At 69.2% G+C, this 22,586-nt stretch carries 24 protein-coding genes and 1 rRNA gene; 6 read left to right on the top strand and 19 right to left on the bottom strand.

The genetic code is table 11. From position 1 onward, the window contains the following. A 5S ribosomal RNA gene (gene rrf / locus AB0I66_RS41165) occupies window positions 1–88 on the top strand; the annotation flags it as partial. Window positions 89–160: 72 nt separating this feature from the next. Here rrf and AB0I66_RS41160 read toward each other — a convergent pair. The 14 genes from AB0I66_RS41160 to AB0I66_RS41095 all read right to left on the bottom strand — a co-directional run bounded on the left by AB0I66_RS41160 (window position 161) and on the right by AB0I66_RS41095 (window position 15,125). After that, window positions 161–832, bottom strand: a complete 672-nt coding sequence (locus AB0I66_RS41160) for a response regulator transcription factor (RefSeq protein WP_363213213.1) — start codon at window positions 830–832, stop codon at window positions 161–163. After that, on the bottom strand, window positions 829–2,079 hold the full coding sequence (locus AB0I66_RS41155) for a histidine kinase (protein WP_363213223.1): 1,251 nt from the start codon (window positions 2,077–2,079) through the stop codon (window positions 829–831). Before AB0I66_RS41155 ends, AB0I66_RS41160 begins: the two co-directional genes overlap by 4 nt. A 124-nt stretch (window positions 2,080–2,203) precedes the next feature. Beyond that, on the bottom strand, window positions 2,204–3,022 hold the full coding sequence (locus tag AB0I66_RS41150) for an ABC transporter permease (RefSeq protein WP_363213212.1): 819 nt from the start codon (window positions 3,020–3,022) through the stop codon (window positions 2,204–2,206). Further along, complete coding sequence (locus AB0I66_RS41145; RefSeq protein WP_363213211.1) at window positions 3,019–3,957, bottom strand: ATP-binding cassette domain-containing protein; 939 nt, start codon at window positions 3,955–3,957, stop codon at window positions 3,019–3,021. Before AB0I66_RS41145 ends, AB0I66_RS41150 begins: the two co-directional genes overlap by 4 nt. Window positions 3,958–4,076: 119 nt before the next feature. Further along, complete coding sequence (locus tag AB0I66_RS41140; protein ID WP_363213210.1) at window positions 4,077–5,621, bottom strand: type IV secretory system conjugative DNA transfer family protein; 1,545 nt, start codon at window positions 5,619–5,621, stop codon at window positions 4,077–4,079. A gap of 3 nt (window positions 5,622–5,624) precedes the next feature. Then, window positions 5,625–7,049 carry an ATP-binding protein gene (locus AB0I66_RS41135; protein WP_363213209.1) on the bottom strand — a complete coding sequence of 475 codons (1,425 nt, stop codon included), beginning with the start codon at window positions 7,047–7,049 and terminating at the stop codon, window positions 5,625–5,627. A gap of 18 nt (window positions 7,050–7,067) precedes the next feature. After that, window positions 7,068–8,627 (bottom strand): SCO6880 family protein, encoded by a 1,560-nt coding sequence (locus tag AB0I66_RS41130; protein ID WP_363213208.1) that lies wholly within the window; start codon window positions 8,625–8,627, stop codon window positions 7,068–7,070. Then, window positions 8,624–9,985: a hypothetical protein gene (locus tag AB0I66_RS41125; RefSeq protein ID WP_363213207.1), complete on the bottom strand. Its 1,362-nt coding sequence runs from the start codon at window positions 9,983–9,985 to the stop codon at window positions 8,624–8,626. Before AB0I66_RS41125 ends, AB0I66_RS41130 begins: the two co-directional genes overlap by 4 nt. Next, window positions 9,975–10,811 carry a hypothetical protein gene (locus tag AB0I66_RS41120; protein WP_363213206.1) on the bottom strand — a complete coding sequence of 279 codons (837 nt, stop codon included), beginning with the start codon at window positions 10,809–10,811 and terminating at the stop codon, window positions 9,975–9,977. Before AB0I66_RS41120 ends, AB0I66_RS41125 begins: the two co-directional genes overlap by 11 nt. A 196-nt stretch (window positions 10,812–11,007) precedes the next feature. Continuing rightward, a complete protein-coding gene (locus AB0I66_RS41115) occupies window positions 11,008–11,316 on the bottom strand; it encodes a hypothetical protein (protein WP_160505898.1) in 309 nt (102 codons plus the stop codon). 236 nt (window positions 11,317–11,552) lie between these two features. Then, the gene (locus tag AB0I66_RS41110) at window positions 11,553–13,511 is read right to left on the bottom strand and encodes a tetratricopeptide repeat protein (protein WP_363213205.1); all 1,959 of its coding nucleotides are present in this window, start codon (window positions 13,509–13,511) and stop codon (window positions 11,553–11,555) included. Between the two features lie 332 nt (window positions 13,512–13,843). Beyond that, on the bottom strand, window positions 13,844–14,116 hold the full coding sequence (locus tag AB0I66_RS41105; protein WP_363213204.1) for a hypothetical protein: 273 nt from the start codon (window positions 14,114–14,116) through the stop codon (window positions 13,844–13,846). A 65-nt stretch (window positions 14,117–14,181) separates the two neighbouring features. Continuing rightward, on the bottom strand, window positions 14,182–14,802 hold the full coding sequence (locus tag AB0I66_RS41100) for a putative T7SS-secreted protein (protein ID WP_363213203.1): 621 nt from the start codon (window positions 14,800–14,802) through the stop codon (window positions 14,182–14,184). Beyond that, on the bottom strand, window positions 14,799–15,125 hold the full coding sequence (locus AB0I66_RS41095; protein ID WP_363213202.1) for a hypothetical protein: 327 nt from the start codon (window positions 15,123–15,125) through the stop codon (window positions 14,799–14,801). Before AB0I66_RS41095 ends, AB0I66_RS41100 begins: the two co-directional genes overlap by 4 nt. A gap of 319 nt (window positions 15,126–15,444) precedes the next feature. On the opposite strand from AB0I66_RS41095, the gene AB0I66_RS41090 reads away from it, so the two are divergent. Further along, window positions 15,445–16,080, top strand: a complete 636-nt coding sequence (locus AB0I66_RS41090) for an NAD(P)-binding domain-containing protein (RefSeq protein ID WP_363213201.1) — start codon at window positions 15,445–15,447, stop codon at window positions 16,078–16,080. A 34-nt stretch (window positions 16,081–16,114) separates the two neighbouring features. Here AB0I66_RS41090 and AB0I66_RS41085 read toward each other — a convergent pair whose 3' ends face one another. Continuing rightward, window positions 16,115–16,813, bottom strand: coding sequence for a DUF4232 domain-containing protein (locus AB0I66_RS41085; RefSeq protein ID WP_363213200.1), 699 nt, complete (start codon window positions 16,811–16,813; stop codon window positions 16,115–16,117). A 454-nt stretch (window positions 16,814–17,267) separates the two neighbouring features. Between AB0I66_RS41085 and AB0I66_RS41080 the strand changes: the two genes are divergently transcribed. Continuing rightward, window positions 17,268–17,843, top strand: a complete 576-nt coding sequence (locus tag AB0I66_RS41080; protein ID WP_363213199.1) for a hypothetical protein — start codon at window positions 17,268–17,270, stop codon at window positions 17,841–17,843. Here AB0I66_RS41080 and AB0I66_RS41075 read toward each other — a convergent pair. The 4 genes from AB0I66_RS41075 to AB0I66_RS41060 form a co-directional block, all read right to left on the bottom strand. After that, on the bottom strand, window positions 17,840–18,196 hold the full coding sequence (locus AB0I66_RS41075) for a hypothetical protein (RefSeq protein WP_363213198.1): 357 nt from the start codon (window positions 18,194–18,196) through the stop codon (window positions 17,840–17,842). The two genes, AB0I66_RS41080 and AB0I66_RS41075, sit on opposite strands and share 4 nt — an antisense overlap. Beyond that, on the bottom strand, window positions 18,193–18,456 hold the full coding sequence (locus AB0I66_RS41070) for a DUF397 domain-containing protein (protein WP_363213197.1): 264 nt from the start codon (window positions 18,454–18,456) through the stop codon (window positions 18,193–18,195). Before AB0I66_RS41070 ends, AB0I66_RS41075 begins: the two co-directional genes overlap by 4 nt. A 145-nt stretch (window positions 18,457–18,601) precedes the next feature. Continuing rightward, the gene (locus AB0I66_RS41065; protein ID WP_363213196.1) at window positions 18,602–18,790 is read right to left on the bottom strand and encodes a DUF397 domain-containing protein; all 189 of its coding nucleotides are present in this window, start codon (window positions 18,788–18,790) and stop codon (window positions 18,602–18,604) included. 11 nt (window positions 18,791–18,801) lie between these two features. Beyond that, entirely contained in the window at window positions 18,802–19,653 is an 852-nt protein-coding gene (locus AB0I66_RS41060; protein WP_363213195.1) for a helix-turn-helix transcriptional regulator, read from the bottom strand. Between the two features lie 208 nt (window positions 19,654–19,861). Here AB0I66_RS41060 and AB0I66_RS41055 point away from each other — a divergent pair, with 208 nt between their 5' ends. From AB0I66_RS41055 to AB0I66_RS41045, 3 genes are all read left to right on the top strand, one after another. Next, on the top strand, window positions 19,862–20,320 hold the full coding sequence (locus tag AB0I66_RS41055; protein WP_363213194.1) for an ATP-binding protein: 459 nt from the start codon (window positions 19,862–19,864) through the stop codon (window positions 20,318–20,320). Window positions 20,321–20,358: 38 nt separating this feature from the next. Further along, window positions 20,359–21,357 (top strand): bifunctional lytic transglycosylase/C40 family peptidase, encoded by a 999-nt coding sequence (locus AB0I66_RS41050; RefSeq protein ID WP_363213222.1) that lies wholly within the window; start codon window positions 20,359–20,361, stop codon window positions 21,355–21,357. 199 nt (window positions 21,358–21,556) lie between these two features. Beyond that, on the top strand, window positions 21,557–22,255 hold the full coding sequence (locus tag AB0I66_RS41045) for a phosphatase PAP2 family protein (protein ID WP_363213193.1): 699 nt from the start codon (window positions 21,557–21,559) through the stop codon (window positions 22,253–22,255). Window positions 22,256–22,586 lie beyond the last annotated feature (331 nt).

Here is a 22,586-nt window from a genome sequence, read left to right as displayed (position 1 = left end):
CGGTTACATTCCGAACCCGGAAGCTAAGCCTCACAGCGCCGATGGTACTGCAGGGGGGACCCTGTGGGAGAGTAGGACGCCGCCGAACTATTATTGACGGGAAACCCCCGCACCCTTTGGGTGCGGGGGTTTTCTGCGTTCAAAAACAATTGCCCACCCCTCACTCCGGCCGCACCAATGTCGTGTCGTACGCCAGAATCACCGCCTGTACCCGATCCCTCGCCCCCGTTTTCGCGAGAATGCGGCCCACGTGTGTCTTCACCGTCGACTCCGCGACGTGCAGCCGGCCCGCGATCTCCGCGTTCGTCCAGCCCTGCCCGATGACCGTGAGGATTTCGCGCTCCCGTTCCGTCAATGTGGCCAGGCGCGGGTCCCGGAACGGGTCGGCGTCCTCGCCGGGCCGTGGCGGCAGACGATCGGCGTACGCGTCGAGAAGACGGCGGGTCAGGCTCGGGGCCACGACCGCGTCGCCCGTGGCGACCGCTCGGACGCCCGCGAGGAGCTCTTCCGGAAGGGCGTCCTTGATGAGGAAGCCCGAGGCTCCCGCGCGCAGACCCGCGTACGCGTACTCGTCGAGGTCGAACGTGGTGAGGATCAGGACGCGGGTGCGGTTGCCGGCGGCCACGATGCGGCGCGTGGCCTCGATGCCGTCGAGACCCGGCATGCGGACGTCCATCAGGGCGACGTCCGGGTGCAGTTCGGCCGCCATGCGGACCGCCTCGCTGCCGTTGCCGGCCTCTCCCACCACCCTCATGTCGTCCTGGCTCTCCAGGAGCATGCGGAAGCCGAAGCGTTGCATCGGCTGGTCGTCGACGATGAGCACGGTCGTCACTGGGGGGATTCCTTGAGTTCCTCGGGGAGATGGAGTCTTACCTGCCAGCCGTGTGCCGGTTGCCGCAGCGGGCCTGCCTCAAGTGTCCCGTCGTACAAGGCCGTTCGCTCACGCATTCCCGTGAGACCCCGGCCCGGCGAAGGCGAATCACCGAGTGAAGGGCCGGGCGTTCCAGTGGGACCGCCTGCCCCCGTGTCCGTCACCGTCGCCCGCACCCCGTCGTCGCCGTACACGACCTCCACGTACGCCGTCGCCTCCGGGCCGCCGTGCTTGAGGGTGTTCGTGAGGGCCTCCTGGACGACGCGGTAGACCGCCAGTTGGCGTCCCGCCGTGAGGGAGTCCGGGTTGCCGCGCACCGTGCTGCGCACCGGAAGCCCTGCGGCCCGTACCCCGGCGATGAGGTGGTCGAGGTCGGTGAGTGCGGGCTGGGGAGCCAGGGCGGCGGCCTCGGGGGGAGCCTCGGGGTCGTCCTCGCGCAGGACGTCCAGGAGTCGGCGCAGTTCCGTCAAGGCCTGGCGGCTGGTCGTGCCGATGGCCGTGAGGGCCTGGGCGGCACGTTCCGGGGACTTGGCGGCGGCGTACGAACCGCCGTCCGCGAGGGTCGTGATGACCGAGAGGTTGTGGCCGATGATGTCGTGCATCTCCCGGGCGATGCGGGTGCGTTCGGCGTGGGTGGCGAGCTGCGCCTGCTGGTCGCGCTCCACTTCGAGCTGCTCGGCGCGCTGCACCAGCGACGCCGTGTACTCCTGGCGGGTGCGGACCGCGATGCCGAGCAGGGCGACGATGGCGTAACTCATCATCATCGGGACGATCTGCTGGTCCCAACTGCCCTGCGGATAGCGGATGTGGCCGAGCACGGGCGGCGCCAGGGCCACTGCGTACGTCCAGGCCAGCGTGCGCGTCGGCAGGCGTATCGCGATGTTGAAGACCACGATGAGCAGATTGAGCGAGCTCTGCAGGACCGCCCCGGTCCAGTTGTTGACGAGGGTCGCCGCGACCATGACCGCGTACACGGCGAGCGGGTGCGTGCGGCGCCACAGGAGCGGCACCGTGACGGTCAGCATGATCGCGTAGAGGAGCCAGGCGGGGAGGTCCGTGTTCTGGGCGATGTACCGCCAGCCGTCGCCCAGCAGGTCCACGAGGCCGACGATCAGGAAGAAGCCGGTCAGGAGGGCGTTCCAGATCAGCGGGCGCCGCCGGTCGAGGGCGCGCGCCCACTGGACGCCGCGCTCGACGTGGCGCGTCAGCGGCTGGGCGTCCGCGGACCAGGCCTGTTCCGGGACGCCCTTGGGGCCGTTGTCGCCCTTGCCGCCGTCGTCGCCCTTCGGCGCGGTCCGTGGGGTCACCGCTTCATCCTCGTACGCGATCCGGTCATACGTCCCGTCGCTTCAGCAGATACGCCGCCGCTGCCAGGGACGCCACCGTCCACGCGCACAGCGTCAGCAGGCCTGCGCCCGGTGAGAGGTCGCCGGACGTGGTGTGCACGGTCGCGAGGGACTCGGCGGCGGGCAGCGGGAAGTAGTTCAGGAGGTCCCGCACCGTGTCGTTCGGGATCATCATGGCGAGCTGCGGCAGGAGGATCAGGCCGCCCACGTACGCGCCGATCGTGCCCGGAACGCTGCGCAGGGCCGATCCGAGGCCGAGCACGATCACGCCGATGAGGGTGGTCCCGACGGCCGAGCCGACCACGGCGCGTGCCATGCCGGGGTCGCCGAGGGACGCCTCCAGATCCGTGCCGCCGAGGAACAGTTGGGCCAGCGGGAACGTGAGGAAGTTCGTGACCAGGAGCGTGCCGAGCGCGACCGCGGCGAACACGGCGGCCTTCGCCCGGAGCACCGGGAGGCGGCGCGGCACCGCGGCCATCGTGGCCCGCACCATGCCCGTCGCGTACTCGCCCGCGGTGACGAGGATGCCGAGGACCGCGACGGCGACCTGGCCGATCTGGTTGCCGAGCAGGGCGTAGGTGACCGGGTCGATCTCGTCGCCGGAGTCGGGTGTGTAGGTGGCGCCGACGATCATGCCGAGGATGACGGTGAGGACGCTCGCGAGGCCGAGCATGATCCAGGTGGAGCGGAGCGTCCACAGCTTGTGCCACTCGGAGCGGAGGACGCCGCGTGAGGTGAGGCGGTAGGGGGCGGAGGAGGCGGTGGTCGTGGGGGAGGTCGTCGCGGTGTTCATGCCGCTGCTCATGCCGCTGCTCCTTCCGGGACGGTGGCTGCGGACACGGAGGCGACGTACTCGACCGATTCCCGCGTCAGGTCCATGAACGCCTGCTCCAACGAGGCGGCGTGCGGGGTCAGTTCGAAGAGCGGGATTCCGTGTCGCGCCGCCGTGCGGCCGATGTGTTCGCCGTCGGTGCCGCGTACGTCGAGGACACCCGGCATGTCACTCGTGATCTGTACGCCGGGCTGGGCGAGCAGGTCGCCCAGGAGTCCCGCCTCGGGCGTGACGACCTTGACGGAGCCGGTGCCCGAGTCGCGGACGAGCGCCTCGACCGTGGTGTCCGCGAGGAGCCTGCCGCGGCCGATGATGATCAGGTGCTCGGCGGTCAGCGCCATCTCGCTCATGAGGTGCGAGGAGACCAGGACCGTACGGCCCTCGGCGGCAAGGGACTTGAGGAGGTTGCGGATCCACAGGACGCCCTCGGGGTCGAGACCGTTCACCGGCTCGTCGAGGACGACCACCGCGGGGTCGCCGAGGAGCGCGGCGGCGATGCCCAGGCGCTGGCCCATGCCGAGCGAGAAGCCTTTCACGCGCTTGCGGGCCACCTCGTGGATGCCCACGAGGTCGAGGACCTCGTCGACCCGGCGGCGTGGGATGCCGTGGGTGTGGGCCAGGGCCATCAGGTGATGGAAGGCGGTGCGGCCCGGATGCACGGAGCGGGCCTCCAGGAGCGCGCCCACCTCGTGCAGGGGTGCGGTGTGCGTCGCGTACGCCCGGTCGCCGACGGTGGAGCGGCCCCGGGTCGGGGCGTCCAGGCCGAGGAGCATGCGCATGGTGGTGGACTTGCCCGCGCCGTTGGGGCCGAGGAAGCCGGTGACCGTGCCCGGGTGGACGGTGAAGGACAGGTCCTCGACGACGGTCTTCTCGCCGTAGCGCTTGGTGAGTTCGTATGCCCGAATCATGCTTCTGATGCTGGCGCGCGCGGGGCCGCGGGGCGTCGGACCGTGGGCGGGAGCCGGGCGGGTGGGGGTAGTACCGGGGTAGGACGGCGACCCTGAGAGGCGGCCCGGGGGTGCCTGGTCTAGCCGGGGAGTTCCGCGTGCGGCCAGCGGGTGCGGGCCTGTTCGCGGGAGCGGAGGAGGGCCAGGGTGGGCAGGCCGCGGTCCGCGCCGGTGGACAGGAGCTCCGGGAGCTGGGGGAGCGGGGCCACGGCGGCCACGTCGTCCAGGACCAGCGTCATTGGTGGGTCGAGCCGACCGGAGGATGACCGTTCGGCCATGCGCCGGCCGTGCTCGACCACGCTTGAGGCGAGTGCCGTGAGGAGCGGCATCGCGCCGGGTCCTTGGGGCGACTTGGGGTCCTCGATGGGTTCACCCACCACAAAAAGCGTGCCCCCTTCATCGATGAAGGAATCCAAGGTGAGGGCATCGGTTCGGTTCGGGGTGCACGATTCCCGTACGTTCAGGGTGAAGAGGGCGGAGAGCGCCCGTGCCGTCAACTCCTGCGCCATGTCCCGCCGTTCCGGGTACGCCGTGAGCGCTGCCTCCAGTTCGCCCGCGGCCCCCGAGGCTGCCTTCTGGTGCGTGCGGAGGACCCGTACGGCGTCCTGGACCCCGGACCCCTGGGCCCACCGGTGCACGTGCTTGATGGGGCGGCCGTCCACCGCCGCGGCGTGCAGGAAGCTGCGGAGGAGCGTTTCCGCTGTGTCGGCCACCGTGCTGTCCAGCTTGGCGCTGGGCCTTATGGCGGCCAGCAGGGCGGTGGCTCTCTGGGCGGCCACCGCCTTGTCCTCGCAGGCGGAGGTGGGGGACCAGTGCATTCTTGCGGGGGTGTCGCAGAGGTGGGAGGGGTCGTAGACCAGGACGGGGCCGAGCTTCGCTCTGGCGTCCTTTGTCTCTTCCCAGAGGGTGGGGTCCGAGGTGAGGACCAGGGCTGCGCTTTCCGCGTCGCGGATGGCCTGGATCGCGTGCTCGCGGCGGGTTTCGGCGGGGCCGAGCACCAAAGGCGTACGGGGGGTGGGGACGGGGAGTTTCTCTGTGCTCGGGGGTTCGGTGCTGTGTCCCTCTGGGGGGCCGGGGTCCGTGTCAGTCGCACCCGCCGTTGTGGGCTGTGCCCACCCGTCCCGCCCTGCGGGACGATTGCCCACAGCGGGGGCGGCCTGACGGGTGTCCTCCACCGGCACGGGTGTGGGGGAGGACGCCGGGGCAGGTGCCGTCTCAGCCGGCGCCTCGCGCCTGGCTCTTCGTACCGCTCGCCAGCGCGTCACCGTTCCCATGACGAAGATCGTCAGGACCACCAGGACCATCAGCTGGCCGATCAGCAGGCCCCAGAACAGGCCGTAGCCCGTGAGTTGTGCCGCGGGGGTGGCCGGCCAGGCGCCCGCGATGTCGTGCGGCTGCTGGACCAGGTGCCGCATCGCCACCGGTGTATTGCCGAAGGTGACGTTGTTCGGCCAGGAGCCGTGCGAGAACAGGCCCGCGAGGCCCGTGGCCGACCAGACGAGGACCGTCAGGCCGAGCACGAAGGCGAGGCCGCCCACTAGGAGGCCGTCGGGGATGCCTCGCTCCCGAGACTCGCGCCGTCCGCCCCGGTCGCGGTACTCGGGCTCAGGCCCCCGGTATGCCATCGCTCACGCCACCCCGTAACGCGACGACGACGAAGGATCGTTCATCTGCTGCTCCATGTACGCCGCTCGCTCCTCCGCCTCCAGTTCCGCCGCGCGCAGGGCGTCGTCGGCGAGGAGCTGGTCCGCCGAGGACTCCGTCATGGCGCGGTCGGTGAAGACCAGGGGGCGTTCGGTCTCGGTGATCAGGTGCTTGACCACCTGGACGTTGCCGTTGACGTCCCATACGGCGATGCCGGGCGTGAGGGTGGGGATGATCTCCACCGCCCAGCGGGGCAGGCCGAGCACCCGGCCCGTCGCTCTCGCCTCATCCGCCTTCTGGGCGTAGATCGTCCTCGTGGAGGCCATCTTCAGGATCGCGGCCGCTTCCTTGGCCGCCGCTCCGTCCACCACGTCGCTCAGGTGGTGGACGACGGCCACGAAGGAGAGCCCGAGGCGTCGGCCGAACTTGAGGAGCCGCTGGAAGAGCTGGGCCACGAAGGGGGAGTTGATGATGTGCCAGGCCTCTTCCACCAGGAAGATGCGCTTCTTGCGGTCCGGGCGGATCCACGTGTGTTCGAGCCAGACGCCCACGATCGCCATAAGGATCGGCATGGCGATCGAGTTGCGGTCGATGTGCGAGAGGTCGAAGACGATCAGCGGGGCGTCCAGGTCGATGCCCACCGTCGTCGGGCCGTCGAACATGCCCCGCAGGTCACCGTCGACCAGGCGGTCCAGGACGAGCGCGACGTCCAGACCCCACGCCCGTACGTCGTCTATGGCGACGTTCATCGCTTCGGCCGACTCGGGCTCCGGGTGCCTGAGCTGCTCCACGATGTCCGTGAGGACGGGCTGGCGCTCCACGATCGTCTCGTTCACATACGCGTGGGCGACCTTGAGCGCGAAGCCCGAGCGCTCGTCGAGCCCGTGCCCCATCGCGACCTCGATGATCGTTCGGAGCAGGGCGAGCTGACCCGTCGTGGTGATCGAGGGGTCCAGCGGGTTGAGGCGGATGCCCATGTCGAGCGCGGCCGTCGGGTCCAGGCGGATGGGGGTTATCCCCAGCTCCTGGGCGATGAGGTTCCATTCACCCACGCCGTCCTCGCCCTGCGCGTCCAGGACGACGACCTGCCGGTCCTTGAACCTGAGCTGCCGCAGGACGTACGTCTTCTCGAGCGCCGACTTGCCGTTGCCCGACTCGCCGAGCACCAGCCAGTGCGGGGCCGGGAGCTGCTGGCCGTACAGCTGGAACGGGTCGTAGATGTATCCCTTGCCGGAGTACACCTCGCGCCCGATGATCACGCCGGAGTCGCCGAGGCCGGGGGCGGCCGTCGGCAGATAGACCGCCTGGGCCTGCCCCGTCGACGTACGCACCGGGAGTCTGGTCGTCTCCACCTTCCCGAACAGGAAGGACGTGAAGGCGTCCGTGAGGATGGTCAGCGGATCCCGCATGGTTGGCAGCCCTCAGCTCTAGCGTCGGATGCCGGTCGCGAACGGCAGCGTGTTGACGAAGGCCCTGTGGTGCTCGCGGTCGCACCACTCCAGCTTCAGATACGACTTCCCGGCCGAGGCCCGGATGGTGCGCTTGTCGCGTGCGAGGGCTTCGGGGGAACGGGACGAGACGGTGATGTAACCGACCAGATTGACGCCGGCCGCGCCGCTCGCGAGGTCCTCGCCGCGCTGGTCCAGACGGGAGTTCGACGCGATGTCGCGGGGGTCGACCGTGCGGTTCATCTTGGCCTGGCGGCTGGCCTCGGCCTCGTCGTTCGTCTTCTCCGTCAGCATGCGCTCGATGGCGACCTCGGTGGGTTCGAGGTCCATGGTCACCGCGACCGTGCGGATCACGTCCGGGGTGTGGACGAGCAGCGGGGCGAGGAAGTTGACGCCGACCGGGGTCATCGGCCACTCCTTCACCCAGGCCGTGGCGTGGCACCAGGGGGCGCGGGTGGAGGACTCGCGGGTCTTGGCCTGGAGGTAGGTGGGCTCCATGGCGTCGAGTTCGGCGGGCCAGGCGTTGCGCTTGGTCATCGCCTGGATGTGGTCGATGGGGTGGTCCGGGTCGTACATGGAGTGCACGAGCGAGGAGAGCCGCCCCTGACCGAGGGGCTGGCGCACCCGGATGTCGGCTTCCTGGAGCCGTGAGCAGATGTCGGTCAGCTCGCGCGCCATGACGACCGCGAGACCGGCGTCCTTGTCGAGCTTCCGGCCGCCGTGCGGGCGGCTGGCGCGCGCCATCGCCTGGGCCTCGGCGGCCAGGTCGCGGGAGTAGTGCATGCAGGCGACGAGATACGCGCGGTGCTGCTCGCTGCTGGTGGACACCATCGACTGGAGCTGCTCGTACGACTGCTGCAGCCAGGGCAGTGCCCGGTCGTCGCCTCGTACGGTGACGTCCTTGGCGTGGGCGTCGGGGTCGGCGGGAAGCGTGCGCGCGAGCATCTGCAGCCGCGTCACGAACCCGTCGCCGTTGGCGACGTGCTTGAGCAGCGTGCCGAAGCGGTCTACGAGGGCCTCCTGGTCCTCGGAGTCCCTCAGCCCGACGCCCGGGCCCTCGATCTCGATGGCGGCGGTGACGGTCCGCCGGTCGGCGTGCAGCAGTACGGCGATCTCATCCGGCCCGAAGGGCGCGGCCAGCCAGCTGATGCGGCCGATCCCGGGCGGCGGGCCGACCTCGACCTCCCTGCCGTCGAAGCGGATGCCCGCCTCGGGGGTGGCGGAGCGGTAGGCGGTGCCGCGCTTGAGGGAGCGCTTGAAGCTGCGGTTGATCTCGAACCACTTGAAGAACGTGCGGCCCTTGTAGGGGACGTAGACCGCGGCGATCGCCAGCATCGGGAAGCCCATGAGCAGCACGATGCGCAGGGAGAGGACAGGGACCAGGAGTCCGCACATCATCCCGATGAAGGCGCCGACGATGATCAGTGCGATCTCGCCGGTCTCCCGGTTCTTGCCGACGATCGCGTTCGGCCGCGCGCGGCCGATCAGATATGTACGGCGGGGCGCGACCGGATGGGACACGTGGGACTGGGTGGTCATGAACGCCCTTCACCTCCCGAGCGATTGGTAGTGCCAGTGGAACCTGTGGAGCCGTTGCCCGAGCCGCGGTTGCGCGCGTGCGGAGTGCTGGTCGCGCTGCCCCGGGGCGGGGGTGCGGCGGAGGGGACAGATCCGCCGCCGTTCGATGAGCCGCCGCCGCCTCCGCTTGGGCGGCTGCTGTGGGCGGCGACGCCGCCGCTGGCGGGGTTGGAGGGCCGGGCCTGGTTGTTGCCGCCTCCGCCGCCGCCCCCACGGGAGCTGTGGGTCTTGATGCCCTGGGAGACGAGGGACGCGGGGGAGGTGATGACGGCCGCGGCGCGGTTCTCCGCACCCTGGGAGATGCGGTTGTTCCGGGAGTTGGCGATCTCGTCGCCGAAGCCGGGGACGAAGCGGTAGATCATGGCGCTCGCGAAGATGGCGAGCAGGATGATCGAGAGCCCGGAGACGACCGCCGAGAAGGCGTCGGGCCCGTCGTCGGCGGAGAGCGCGCCGGCGAGGCCGAGGACGATGACGATGATCGGCTTGACGAGGATGACGGCGATCATGATGCCCGCCCAGCGGCGGACGTGCGTCCACAGGTTCTTGTCGACCAGGCCCGCGTACACGACGGTGCCCAGCAGGGCGCCCACGTAGAGCAGGGCGGCCCGGATGACGAGCTCCAGCCACAGGACGCCGGCCGCGAGGATCGACACGAGCGAGACGACGATCAGCATGATCGGCCCGCCGCCGAAGTCCTCGCCCTTCTTCAGGGCCTCGGAGAACGTCCCGAAGAAGGTGTCCGTCTGTCCGCCGGTGGCCTTCGCGATGACGTCCGTGACGCCGTCGGTCGCCGAGACGACCGTATAGAGGATCAACGGCGTGAAGGCGGACGCGAGGACCGTCAGCCACAGGAACCCGATGGCTTCGGTGAGCGCGGTGGTGAGGGGGACGCCTCTCACTGCGCGTTTGGCGACGGCGAGGAGCCAGAGGAGCAGGGTCAGGATGGTGGACGCGGCGAAGACGACCGCGTACTGCTTGAGGAAGCTGGGGTTGGTGAAGTCGACCTCGGCGGTCTCCTTCACGGCTTCGGAGAGCTTGTCGACGGTCCAGGACGCGGCCTCGGCGCAGCCCTTCGCCAGGGAGGAGAGGGGGTCGGCGGTGGAGTCCAGGGGGGCGTCGGTGGGGTACTTGCCGCTGCTGTCGCCGCTGCCGCTTTCTTGGCCTTTTTCGCAGTACTTTTTGGCGGGGCCGACGATGAGGTCGCATTTGTCGTCGTCCGGCTCGGGCGCCGCGTAGGCACGCGAGGCCAGCAGGAGAGCCGCGGACTGCACGGCCGCAGCCGCGGCCGTGAGCTTCATGGCACGTCGGCTAGCGGGCATACGTGAACCCTCCGTACTCCTGGACGGCCTTGGCGATCTCGTCGGCCGTGGAGACCTTGTTGTCGCCGTTCACGGGAGCCGGGCCGTCCTTCGATGAGTACCGCTCGACCTTCCAGTCCCCGCCGGTCCACCGCAACTTGAACGTCATGGTGAACCAGTCGTTGCTGACCGGGTTTGTCGTCTTCTGACCGGCTGTGCCGAAGGCGCCGGTGCACCAGACCTGGACGGTCGCCGAGCTTGCCGCGTACGCGGTGGTCTTGGTGCCGACCGGCACGGTGCGAGAGACGTAGGTCTCGCCGCGCGCGGGGTTGCCGTTGGCGTCCAGACCGACCTTGTCCAGGAATTCCTTGGAGTACGTCTTGGCGAAGTCCCGCTCAAGCGCGTCCACCCTGTCGGGGACAAAGATCTGGCGCACGATCTGGGCCCTGCGGGCGGGCTTGAGGATGTCGGCTGAAACCAGCGCCACCGCGTAGTTGGACGCGGCGCTCTGCACCCCCTGCTCACTCTTCGCGAAGCCGGAGGGGATGCCTGATGTCTTGCCGTCGACAGGTTTTTCCCCGGACGCGGCCGTGGGATCAGCCGCCGTCTTTTTCCCGTCCCCCTCTCCGGAGGAGGACCCGCTGTCGCCGCGGTTCGCGAAGGCGATGGCGGCGATCAACAGCACCACCACACCGACCACCGTCACGAGACTCCGTGACGAAGAACGGCCGGATCTGCGCCCTCCTCCGTACACGTCCTGGCCGCCCCCCTCGCCCTCGGGGAGCCGTGTCCGGGTCTCGCCCGAGCCGCCGTAGAGGCCGCCGTTTCGCTCGTCGTCGAGACTCATGCCGCGTACGCCCCCTCAACCTCTCGGTGTACCGCCACGTACGACGGTAGCCGTGCTGGTTCCCGCGCGGGCGCGGTGTGGTGACTCGACATCAGGGAGTTGCAACCTCAGCCGGTGGGCACGACGGATGGGTGGGTCGGAGGGGGACAGGGGGTGGGGGGACGGGGACGTATGTGACGTAAGTGGGTGGCGGGGGCTAGACCGCCATGCCGTACACGATGGTGAAGACCGTGCCGAGCGATCCGATGATGAAGACACCGGTCAGGCCCGCGATGATCAGGCCCTTGCCCTGCTCCGCGCTGAAGGTGTCGCGCAGCGCCGTCGCGCCGATGCGCTGCTTCGCCGCGCCCCAGATCGCAATGCCGAGACAGAGGAGGATGGCGATCGCCATCACGACCTCGATCATCACCCGTGCCTCGTTGCCCAGGCTCCCGAAGGGACCCCAGTCGGGGGCGATCCCGCCGATGATGGTGGTGATGTCGCCCTTTTCGGCTGCCATAAGCATGTGTAACTCACCGCCCCTAGTGGGTTGTTCCGTCACCTCTGCCTACCGCAGTACAGAGGACAGCTCATTCTCGCCGACAAATGGGCCAGTGCATGTCGACTTGGCGTCATTCGTTGGCTGAAACGTATGGTCACTCTGTGTATCACGGTGAGTGACGCCGGGCAATGACGGCCCGGCGAGCCCTCTGACCAGGTCTCATTCTGACCGGGTCCGGTGACGGAGACTCACATCATCGGTCATGTACGCCCGTCGGGGCCATCCGGGCCACGGAGGTCGTTCGCGTCATCGAGTCCGTCGAGCCCGTCGAGGCCGTCAAGCCCGTCGAGATCCCCCAGGCCGCCTCCTGTCACGACGTACGAGCAGTCGGTGTAGCGGTAGCCGGGCTGGATCTTGCTGCCCTCGGTGTTGTTGCGGACGCTTCCCACGCTGCTCGTGTCGCGCTTGTAGAGGAAGTGGTAGTCGCCGGGGGGCAGCCGGAGTGTCTTCTGCGGGTAGCCGTTGCCCGCGAGGCAGGCCTTCTTGCCCTGGGCCCTGCTGGTGTACGTCTTGCAGTTGCCGCACGCGGCGAGCTTGATGCTGCCGGTGGTCGGGCCGGTGTAGAGGACCTCGAGCGGGCCGGGGCCGCCGTTCTCGACGACGTACGTGAGCCTCGCGCCGCCCGGGGACTTCGTCGGCGGCAGGCTGCCGCCCGCCGCCGGGCGGGCCGCGGCGATCTCGGCGGCGATGGCGATGTCCTTGGCGCGGTCGCGCTTGCCGTTGCTCTTGTAGGTCCCGGTGAAGTCGTTGAGGGTCTTGGCGGCCTGGCTGTATTTGCCGTCCTTGAACTCATCCACGCCGCACGCGTACACCCCCGACTCCACCGCGTTCGCGGCGTCGTCGGAGAGGCCGTCGCCCGTGCCGTCGGGCAGGGCCTTGGCGGTGGAGCCGATGCCGCGGAGTTCCTCGGTGGCCTTGCAGGGGTCGGAGCCCTTCAGGTCCGAGGAGCGCGCGTCGATGGCGTCGCGGATGGCCGGCTCGACCTTGCCGGCCTGGTCGGAGTCGGGGAACGTGCGCAGGAGCTCGCCCAACTCGCCGCCGTCCGCGCCTCCGGCGGCCGCCGTGGAGCTGGTTCCGAGGCTTTGGCTGCCGCATTCGTAGAGGGAGGTGGCCAGGCGGTCGTCGGGCCAGGTGGCGAGGGTGCCCACGCGGTCCTTGCCGAGGGTGCCGGGGAGGGAGCGGAGGTACTTCAGGGGTTCGAGGGCGTCGCAGTACTTGCGCTCGTCGTACGGGGCGGCGACGGACTTGTAGTACGTGGCGAGGCTGTCCGGGACGCGTTTGGCGGCCTTCGAGTCCGGGTGGTCGTCGCCCAGGTCGCGGTAGATGGCGAGGGCGGAGCGGTAGTCGTCCTCGGCGGCGTCGAAGGTGCGGCCGTCGGCGGCCGTGACGATCTTGTCGGCCTTGTCGAGCCGGTCCAGCAGCATCTGCTCCACGGCCTCGTCGCGCGCGGCGTCGTACGCGATGACGCCGCCGGCGGGCACGGCGAGCAGGACGAGCCCGAGCCCGACGGCGAGCGGTGCGCGCAGCGGCCAGGTCTGGTGGGTACGGAGGGCGCGGCGGGCGCCGTCGGCCGCCGCGAGGGCGAGGAAGGCCACGAACCCCACGACTACGCCGCCGGGGACGCCGTCGACCTCGGCGGGGAGCGCCACGAAGAGGAGCGCGGCGGTCGCGGCCCAGCAGAGGGCGGCCAGGAGCCAGCGCTTCAGGAGGACGTAACCGAGGCCGAGGCCGGTGAGGTTCAGGAGGGCGGCGGAGAGGGCGCGGAGGGGGTCGGGGTCGGCTGGGGGAGCGGGTGGGGGTGGGGGAGGGCTTACGGGCGGGCCGTAGGCGGGTGGGGGTGGGGGAGGGCTTACGGGCGGGCCGTAGGCGGGTGGGGACGCGGGAGGCGGTGGCGGGGGAGGCGGGAAAGGTGGTGGCGCGGAGGGCTGGGGCGTCGCGGGCGGTGCCATGGGGGGCGGGGGCCCGAACTGATTCCCTCCGGGGGCCTGCGCCTGACCTGCCGGTGGCGTACTCGGCGCCGCCGGGCGCTGCTGCTCGCCCGAACCGGCGTCGTGGCCCGCGCGTTCCCCGCTCGCCGGGCCCGGGTCGCTGGGCCCCGGACCGCCGGGCACGGCGTCGTTGGGCTCTGCCCCCGTGGCGTGCTCGTCCCCAGGTTGCATGTTCGGCTCCCCCCAGCCGTCACAACGCAGCGCCTTGATTTGCGCTCAATTCCCCAACGATCGGGGAAAGTTGGACACCCGTCAACAGCACGCGCAGCGCTGAGCCCACGACCTCGCCCTCAGCCACGCCGACCGAGAGCCTTCGCCTGTGAGTGGGACCAGCCGGTCAGGAGTAGGCCGCCGGAGAGTGCGACGACCCCTGGCCTGGACGCGCAGGGGGAGGCCGACCTGCTGGTGGCAGCGGCGGTCGGTCTGGGCGGGGACGTACTGCACGGGCGCCCGCACGCTGGATGACGTACGCGGCACGCTGGACTACTACCTGGACAAGATTTTTAGCCCCGTCCGGCCGCAGCACGCCTGATCGCCTCGGCTTCGAGCAGCGGGTTCTCGAAGCTGACGTTCTCGGCGATGTGGTGCAGCAGACTCCGGTACTCCGCGCGCCGGTTCACTGCGGTGGTGCCCAGAGTGAGGGTCACCAGGCGTTTTCCGTCCGGGTGGGGGAGGTGGGCGAAGACCTGGAGGAGCGGGGTCTGCGGGGGAGCGGAGTCCGACTTCGGGACGCGGACGAGCTCGCTGAACGACGCCGGCCCGCAGGGCAGCTCCAAGTACTCGATGTTCGTGTGTCCCTCGGCGCCTGTGACGGCCCGGGCGGCGGTGACGGCGGGCGCCGCTACGGCGATGTCCCGCCAGGACAGGGTGAAGAGGGAGAACAGGTAGGTGACGCTGCTCTCACCGCCGTCGACATGGTCGCGCGGTGATCGGACCTCTCGCCGTGCTCGTGCTCCAGGCTCCGCGCCCTGCCCAGGATCCGGTCCAGCTCCGCCTGAGCGTCCTCGACCTTCCCGTTGGCCAGCTTCAGTGACTTCTTCGCGTCGTCCTGCTTGCTGCCCTTTTTGTCCAGGTCGGGATCATCGCCGGCAGTGTCGGCGTGGCCCTGCGCGGCCTTCAGCGCCTCCCGGGCGTCCTTGGCCTTCCCGTCCAGAGCTCTTGCCCGACGCTGGAAGTCGTCCAGGTCCCCTTCCCAGCGATCCAGCTGCGTGGCGGCTTTCTCGATGGAGCGTGCGGCGTTCTTCAGGTTCAGGGACAGTGGCCCGTCTTTGACGGCCTCGCGAAAGGCTACAGCTGCGTCGCCTTCCCAGTAGCTGCCGTCCATCAGCTTGGTGACGACTTTCCGGGTGTCGCGCAGGACAGTGACGCAGTCGCCCAGCTTCTTGCGCAATTCCTTGACGGTGTCGCAGTCTCCGGGGGCCGGATCGAAGCCGAGGTCCGGGTAGGCGGAGGCCTTTGTCACTTCGGCACCTCGACCATGTCGTCATTGGTCTTCCCAGGCTTGTGCAAGGCCTTCACCAGCGCGTCCTCGACCTCGAGGAACGCGTCCTTGCTCTGCTCGATGATCTTGCTCAGGTCCTCCGCCTGCTCGCCGATCTGCTGCGCGCCGTACTTCCAGTCCTCCTGGAAGTCCTCGCAGGCCTTGTCGAGGTCGTCCGTCCCGAGGCCGCCCACGGTCGCCCCGGAGAGGGCGTTGCGCAAGCCCTTCAGGGACGTCACTGAGCCGTCGAGCAGCTTCATGAATCCTTCGAGCTCGACTGCGTCGAGCCTCAGCCTCTCGGCCATTCCTGCCCCTGGGGTCCAGTCGGCGTGATTCACGATCGGACAGATCGTGTGCCGCGTTCGAATCCCGGTGGGGGCTACGGCGGTCTTGGATCACCGACGTTATCTACGGGGTGCATGGTTTCGCTAGTGCGAAGTTTGCTTCACGGAGGCATGAACCTGCACGGGCCAGGCGGAACGGGGCGAATTGCCTTCGAGGTGTGAGGCCCGGGGCCCTGGGGCCCGGGTCGCGCCTCAGGCTATGGGCGTACGTCGATTTACCCAGGGTGGGCGGGGCCCCCGGCGGATACGTTTTCGGGGGGTGATGCCTAGCTTCTTGCTCATGCGAATCGGACTGCTTGGGACCGGGAATGTTGCTCGTGCGTTGGCAAGTGGCTGGCGCGGGGCGGGACATGACGTCGTGCTCGGGTCGCGGGACCCGAAAGAGCGGGGGGAAGCGGAGGAGCTGAAGGGGTTTGTCGTACGCGGGTTGCGGGAGGTCGCGGGGCATGGGGACGTGCTCGTCAATGCCACGCCCGGTACCGCCTCCATGGACGTGCTGAACGAGATCGGTGCCGCCGCGCTGGACGGGAAAGTCCTGGTCGACATCGGGGTCGGGTTCACCGGGGACATGGAGCTTTCCCACCCCAACTACAGCCTCAGCGAAGAGATTCAAGCCACCTTTCCCGACGTGGCCGTGGTCAAGACGCTGGCCACCGTCGACTCCGTCGTCATGAAGGACCCGGGGAGTCTGGAGGAGCCGGGGACCATCTTCCTCTCCGGGGACGATGCCGCCGCGAAGCGGACCACGCGGCAGTTGCTGAGCGACCTCGGATGGGCCGATGCCTCCCAGTTGGACCTGGGAGGCATCCGGACCGCGCGCGGTCAGGAGCACGCCGCGTATCTGTTCATGGGCGTGGCGGAGGCGATCGGCTCGTACGGGTTCGGCTTCAAGGTGGTCCGTCCGCGGGCTGCCTGAGCAGGTGACGGGGGCGGGGCCGGGGCCGGGGGTTTCAGCCCGCCGGGGAGTCGCTGACCTTGCCGACCGGGCTGATCTCCAGCTTGACCCCGCTCTCGCCGTCGGAGACCGGGAGCGTGCCCGCGGGCCAGTCGAGCGTGACGTGCTTGGTCTCGTTCGGGGGCGTCACGACGAGGCTGGTGATACGGACGCCGGAGCCGCCCGAGTTGTTGTACGGGAACGTGATGTTGAAGGCGGCCGACTCGCCGTCCTTCAGGACGCCGGGCGTGGGCTGCTCGCCGTTGCGGCTCACGGAGAGGGTGTCGCCGGTCGACGCCGTCAGGTCCACCCCGGCGTACCCCTTGATGGTGCAGTCGCGGCCGCCGCCGTTCTTGAAGACGACGGTGACGACGCCTTCCGTCTTATCGGTGGTGTTGTCGGTGGCGTTCACCTCGAGCTCGTCGGTGCGGCAGATGCCGGTCTTGGCCGTGTCGGCGCCGGTGTCGTCCGTGTCGTCCGTGTCGTCTGTGCCCGCGCCGCCGGAGGCCTGCCCGCCGCCGTCGCCCGACGATTCGCCGCCGCCGGAGCCGTCACCCGTGCCGTCGTCCTGTCCCGCCGAGTCCGAGTCCGAGGCCGTGGCCGACGTGCTGGGCTTGGTGTCCGCCGACGCGTTGTCGTCGCCGTTGCACGCGGTGAGCGAGAGAGCGGCGACGAGGCCGACGACTGCTGCGACGGCCTTACGGGTGTGCTTCATGGGATTCCCCCGGAGTAGTGCTCGGCTGTGGTGATCACAGCTAAGGGGGCGGGGTTTGGAGCGGGCAAGGAACACCGCGGCATGCGGGACGCTGGAATGGTTGCAGGGCTGTGACCTGCGCGAATGTGTCTTGCCTGGGACGGTGAGGTGGGACGTACAGCGGGGGGTTTGATCATGGACATGCAGGTGATCTAGGGTCCCGGCGTCACTACTCGGCGGGGGAACGGATCACACCATCATGCGTACGCGTACGCCCTTGAGGCTGGCCGCAGTCGTCGCCGCCTCGGCTCTCGCTCTGACCGTGACCGGATGCGAGGGTGGTGACGGCGATGACGGCGGGGGTGCCTCTGCGTCGAGGGACGGGGACAGGGGCGGCGTCGGAGCCGGCGTTGTCGCGGGGGCGGATTCCGGTACCGGTACCGGTACCGACGCCGACTCCAGTGCCACGCCCAGCGTGAGCCCGGACGACGGCTCCGACACAGACTCCGGCTCCGACCTCGCCCCCGCCCGCAACGGCGGCACCAGCGGTGGTCCCGAAGTCCGGCAGAAGTGGATGCTGGAGAACCTGCCCCAGGCGGGAACCGTCATGGCCGCGGGCGAGTACCTCCAGCGCTTCACCACGTGCGAGCGCTACAGCATCGATCCGGCCGACGAGCGCTACTACCCCATGGACGAGAAGTTCGACATGACCTGGGGCGTGCAGTTCCGCGGTACCTGCGACGACGGTGACGACGGCTGGATCCGGGTCTTCAAGACCAGCGACATGAAGCAGTTCCAGACCGCCTACAAGGCGGAGATCACCGAGCGGATGAAGACCGACGAACGCGCCGGGATACGGGGCGGCTTCGCCATCGGCAAGGACTTCGCCGTGATCGTGCCGGACGACGAGACGCTCCGGGATCTCTCGGGGTCGTCGCTCCTGGAACTCAACTGCAACCCGAACTTCGAGCCGCAGGGCGATGTGTCCACGGCACCCGCGCTGATCGACGGCTGCCTGCTGACCGACGAGTTCGTGGAGGGCGAGTCTTAGTCGTTCTGCATGTCCTCTGCCTCATGCGTACTCGAGCGACGGCTGCGGAGGCGTTCCAGGACGGCGCCGCCGAGCAGCACGAGCCCGAGGGCGACGACCTTGCTCCCGTGGTAGCCCGCCACCAAGTCGTCCGCGTCGCCGAGCCCCAGGGTCCCCCAGAGCGCCCACGCGATCCCGGCGAGGATGAGGAGACCGGCCCCGATCGGGCCAATCCCCCACCACCATGGCGCCTGGGGGTGCGCGTCGGAGGCCGGGGAGGCGACGGAGGCATCGGGCTTGTCGGGTTCGTCGTGCGGGTCCAGGGGGTTGGGGTTGCCGGGCGGTGATGTCTGGCCGGGGTGGGGCGTTGTCATTCCACGCCTTCCACGAAGTGGTCGAACTCGCCTGCCTGGACGCCCAATACGAAGACGTCCCACTTCTTCCGCGTCGTCGTCACGACGTTCTCGGGGTCACTGGTTTCCCGTAGGTAGACGGCGTCGTCCGGGCCGTATGCGATCTCGATCCAGGGGCCCGGGCCTTCCTCCCCCTCGGGGGCGGCTCGGATCCAGTCGAGGTTGGGGGGGATCTCGGGGGTGGGGCCCGAGCCGGGGGCGGGGGGCGGGGTGTCGGTCACGGTCGAATTCCTTCGTGGGAACTTTGTGGCATGGGTGAGGAGAGGAGGGGGCGGTGTGCTGGTATGCCCATGTTTGGGCGGAGGGTTGGGGTGCGGAGTGCAGGAAAATCCCACTCCAGCCGCTGATCCGCCCAGACCGTGCTCCTCAAACGCCGGCGGAGCCAAAGGATCGAAGCAGGGCCGCGAAGGCTGCGGGTCGTGCGGTGAGTATCGCTCCGGTGGGATCGGCGCTTTCGGTTAGCTGGATCACCGTTCCGGTGGGGGCGGCGGCGACATGTACGCAGGCGTCGCCTTCCTGGCAGTAGGACGACTTCTGCCAGCTGTGCGTGAGCATGTGGGTTCCCTTCACAGGTCTTGGGCGATGCTGCGGATCAGGTCCCGTGACTTCTCGGGGCCGAGTGCGGTGTCCTCGACGACATCGAGCAGCCGTCGGTACTTCTCCAAGTGGGCTTCGGAGTCCAGGAGCACAGGGCCGTGGAACTGGTCCAGTTGGGCGGTGTCGAGTCGTGGAACCGGGCCCTGCAAGTAGTTGATCGACTGGCCCGACCCTGGGAACGCTCCGACGTCGAACGGGAGTACTTGGACCGAGATGTGGTCCCGCTCACTCATGTCGAGCAGGTGCTGGAGCTGAGCGTGTGCCACGTCGCGTCCGCCGACCTGCATGCGTAGGGCGGCTTCGTGGATGACGGTTCCGTAGGGGAGCGGATTCGCTCGGTAGATGACGTCCTGCCGCTTGATCCGGTGCGAGACGCGGTGCTCGACCTCGGGAGGTGTGGGGGCCGGGATGACGTGGCGGAAGATCTCGCGTGCGTGGTCGGCGGTCTGGAGCAGCCCGGGGATGTGTGTCGTGTACGCGGTGCGTACAGCAGTGGCGTGGTGTTCCAGTTCCGCGAGGTCGAGCAGTCCCGAAGGGAGCACCTCGCGGTATGTCTCCCACCAGCCCAGCGTCTTGTCCGTCGCCATGTCGATCAGGGCATCGATGTATGCCTGGTCGGGGCAGTCGTACAGGCGGGCCATGGCCCGGACTCGTTCGGGGCTCACCCCGAACCGGGCCGTCTCCACGTTGCTGAGCTGACCGGAGCTAGTGCCCAGTTGCTTCGCTGCCTCCGTGGAGGTCATCCCCACGCGCTCCCGAAGCTTGCGTAGCTCGGTGGCGATACGGATGCGGCGGGCCGTCGGTGCTGACCTTGCTGCCATCCAACTCCTCCTACAACACACCCTGTTGAGCTCGTCACTCACACGAGGGAACCCGCATCGATTTTCTCGAATAGTAACAAAGATACTTTGCGTTGACCCTAGTGTGTGTCTCAGGCCACCCGCCCGGAAGCACCCCGCTCGACGGAGCGACAGCGTCACCGGGCACACGCGCGAACCCGGCAACTCCCCACCCCGAACGGAGACTTCCATGCTGCCGTCAACCGTATCCCCGCCCTGGACCTACACCCTCCAACTCCCGCACGACCCCCGCGCCCCCGGCATCGCCCGTGCCACCCTCCGCACGGTTCTCGCCACGTACGGCCTCTCCGAACTCGCCCCCACCGCCGAACTCCTCGCCGCGGAGATGCTCAACAACGTCCACTGCCATACCCAGGGTCCCTACGCCCTCCGTCTGCGTCACTCCTCCCCGCAGGGCGTCCGCGTCGCCGTGTGGGATTCCAGCCCGCAGATCCCGCCCGGGTTCGGGCAATCCGGTATCTCGCCCGCCCCGGCGGCAGATGCCGAGAACGGACGGGGGCTGCATCTCGTGCAGGCCTGTGCCGACTCCTGGGGTGCCTACTCGCTCGGCGCCGCACGAGGCGGCAAACTGCTCTGGGCGGAGCTTGGCGGTGATCCCCCGAAGGCACAGGTGCCGCCTCTAGACTGAGCGAGGGTGGACTCCCGCGCGATGAGGGGTGGTTGACGGTGCGTAAGGCGTGGCTGGCCGCGGCCGTCGGCATCGGTGGGGTGATGAGCTTCATCGCCCTGCTCGTCGTGGGGACGTACATGGCCGCGGGGAGTATGACGAACGGCGGCGGCGGGGGCAACGTGGGCCTCGCGAAGGGCGCCGTACCCGCCACCTATCAGCCGCTCGTGCAGAAGTGGGGCAACCTCTGCAAGGCGATCAACCCCGCCCTGCTCGCCGCGCAGCTGTATCAGGAGAGCGGGTTCAACCCGAAGGCGAAGAGCCCGGCCGCCGCCCAGGGGATAGCGCAATTCATCCCCGGGACCTGGGCCACGCACGGGGTGGACGGCGACGGCGACGGCGACCGCGACGTCTGGGACCCGAAGGACGCCATCCCGTCCGCCGCTTCGTACGACTGCAAACTCGCCGGTTATGTGAAGGACGCCCCGGGAAGCCCGACGGAGAACATGCTCGCGGCGTACAACGCGGGTGCGTACGCCGTCATCAAGTACGGCGGCGTTCCCCCTTACCGCGAGACCCAGAATTACGTGAAGACCATCACGGACCTGGAGAAGAGCTTCGCCAAGCCCATCGGCAGGGTGCAGCCCTCTGAGCAGGCGGCGGGCGCGATCTATTACGCGCAGAAGAAGCTCGGCACGCTGTATCTGTGGGGCGGCAATGGAACCGCCGAACAGAACGGCAGGTTCGACTGCTCCGGTCTTACTCTCGCCGCCTATCGCAGCGTCGACATCGATCTGCCGCGTGTCGCCAACGACCAGTACAACGCCGGACCACATCCGAAACGGGACGAACTGCTCCCGGGTGACCTGGTGTTCTTCTCGGACGACCTCACCAATTCCCGTGCCATCCGGCACGTCGGGATCTATGTGGGCGGGGGCTACATGATCAATGCCCCGCGGCCCGGCGCGGTGATCCGGTTCGACCCGATCGACACACCGGATTACTTCGGTGCGACTCGCGTCACCGAGGACGGTGCGGAGGCCGTTCGCGGGGCGTGACGTGGCTTGAACTCTCCGTCAGTACACTTCTCTGAGCTGCGGTGATGTGTCTCTCTTCGATAACGTCTGCGTGATCATTCGGTGGAGAGCGGAACGTGGGGAAGGGGACCGGGCGTTCCCTTGACTGTAGCCACGGGGGTTGACGGAAGGACGCACGGCAAGGTGCGTCCGAGGCGAGGAGACAAGGGGCCGCAGCACCATGGCTGGACTCGACACCACAGGGTCGAACCCCGACGTCAGCCTGCTCTATGACATCAACGGCCTTGCCGAGGATTCACCGGCCTGGCTGGCGAAGTCGATCGCATTCGTCGGCGAGTACGGACTCCTGCTCGCGCTTGTTCTGCTGGTCCTCTGGTGCTGGTGGGGGCAGCGAAAGCGCGAGACGCTGGATGATGCCGCTTCTTCTGTCGCCGCTGTTGTCTGGGCGCCCTTGGCGGCCGGGATCGCCGTCATGGTGAATGTGCCGATCCGGGGATTCGTCGAGCGCCGACGGCCTTTCAAGGACCACGACGGCCTTGAGATCCTCGTGCACGGAAAGACCGACTTCTCCTTCGTGAGCGACCACGCGACGCTCGCGATGGCGCTGGGCGTCGGGCTTTTCGTGGCGAACCGGAAGTTCGGTCTTGTCGGCATCGCCGTCGCCTTGTCCGAAGGTTTCTGCCGGGTCTTTATGGGCGTGCACTATCCGACGGACGTCGTCGGCGGATTCGCGCTCGGAACGGCTGTCACGCTGCTGCTCTCGCCGCTGGCGATGGCCCTGCTCACGCCCGTGGTCAAGGCTGTCGGGCGGACGGGGCGGGGCGCTCGGCTGGTGTGGGCGGAGCCGCGGGACGAGGCTGTGGCCGAGCTTCCGCAGCGGGCGGCGTCGGGGCCGGACGAGCGGAAGCTCGCGGCGTAGCGGGCGGCTCGACGCCTTCACGGTGAACGCCCTCGCGGCGACGCTTCAGGAGCCACCAGCCTGTGCCGGCCGCCGCCACGGTCACGCCCGCGGAGATGGCGGCCAGGGGGCCTGCCTGGGGGTGCGTGGCGGCGTCGGCGGCGTGGGCCGCGGGGGCAGTCAGCGCCAGCAGGGCGGCGGTGGACGCTGCGGCTGTCGCTATTCGCGGGTTCATACCCTCAGAGCAGCCGGGTGCCGTGGAGTGGGCCACCCGAGGGCGTGTCGGGCAGGGCCGTTCGGGTTGCCGGGGACGCCGTCCGGGGTAACGGAGGGTTCAGGGCGGGGCCCGCCC

Source organism: Streptomyces sp. NPDC050439 (genome assembly GCF_040655335.1).
Lineage (GTDB): Bacteria > Actinomycetota > Actinomycetes > Streptomycetales > Streptomycetaceae > Streptomyces.
Note: the sequence above shows the minus strand (reverse complement) of the source record. Positions and strands in the feature narration are given on the sequence as shown.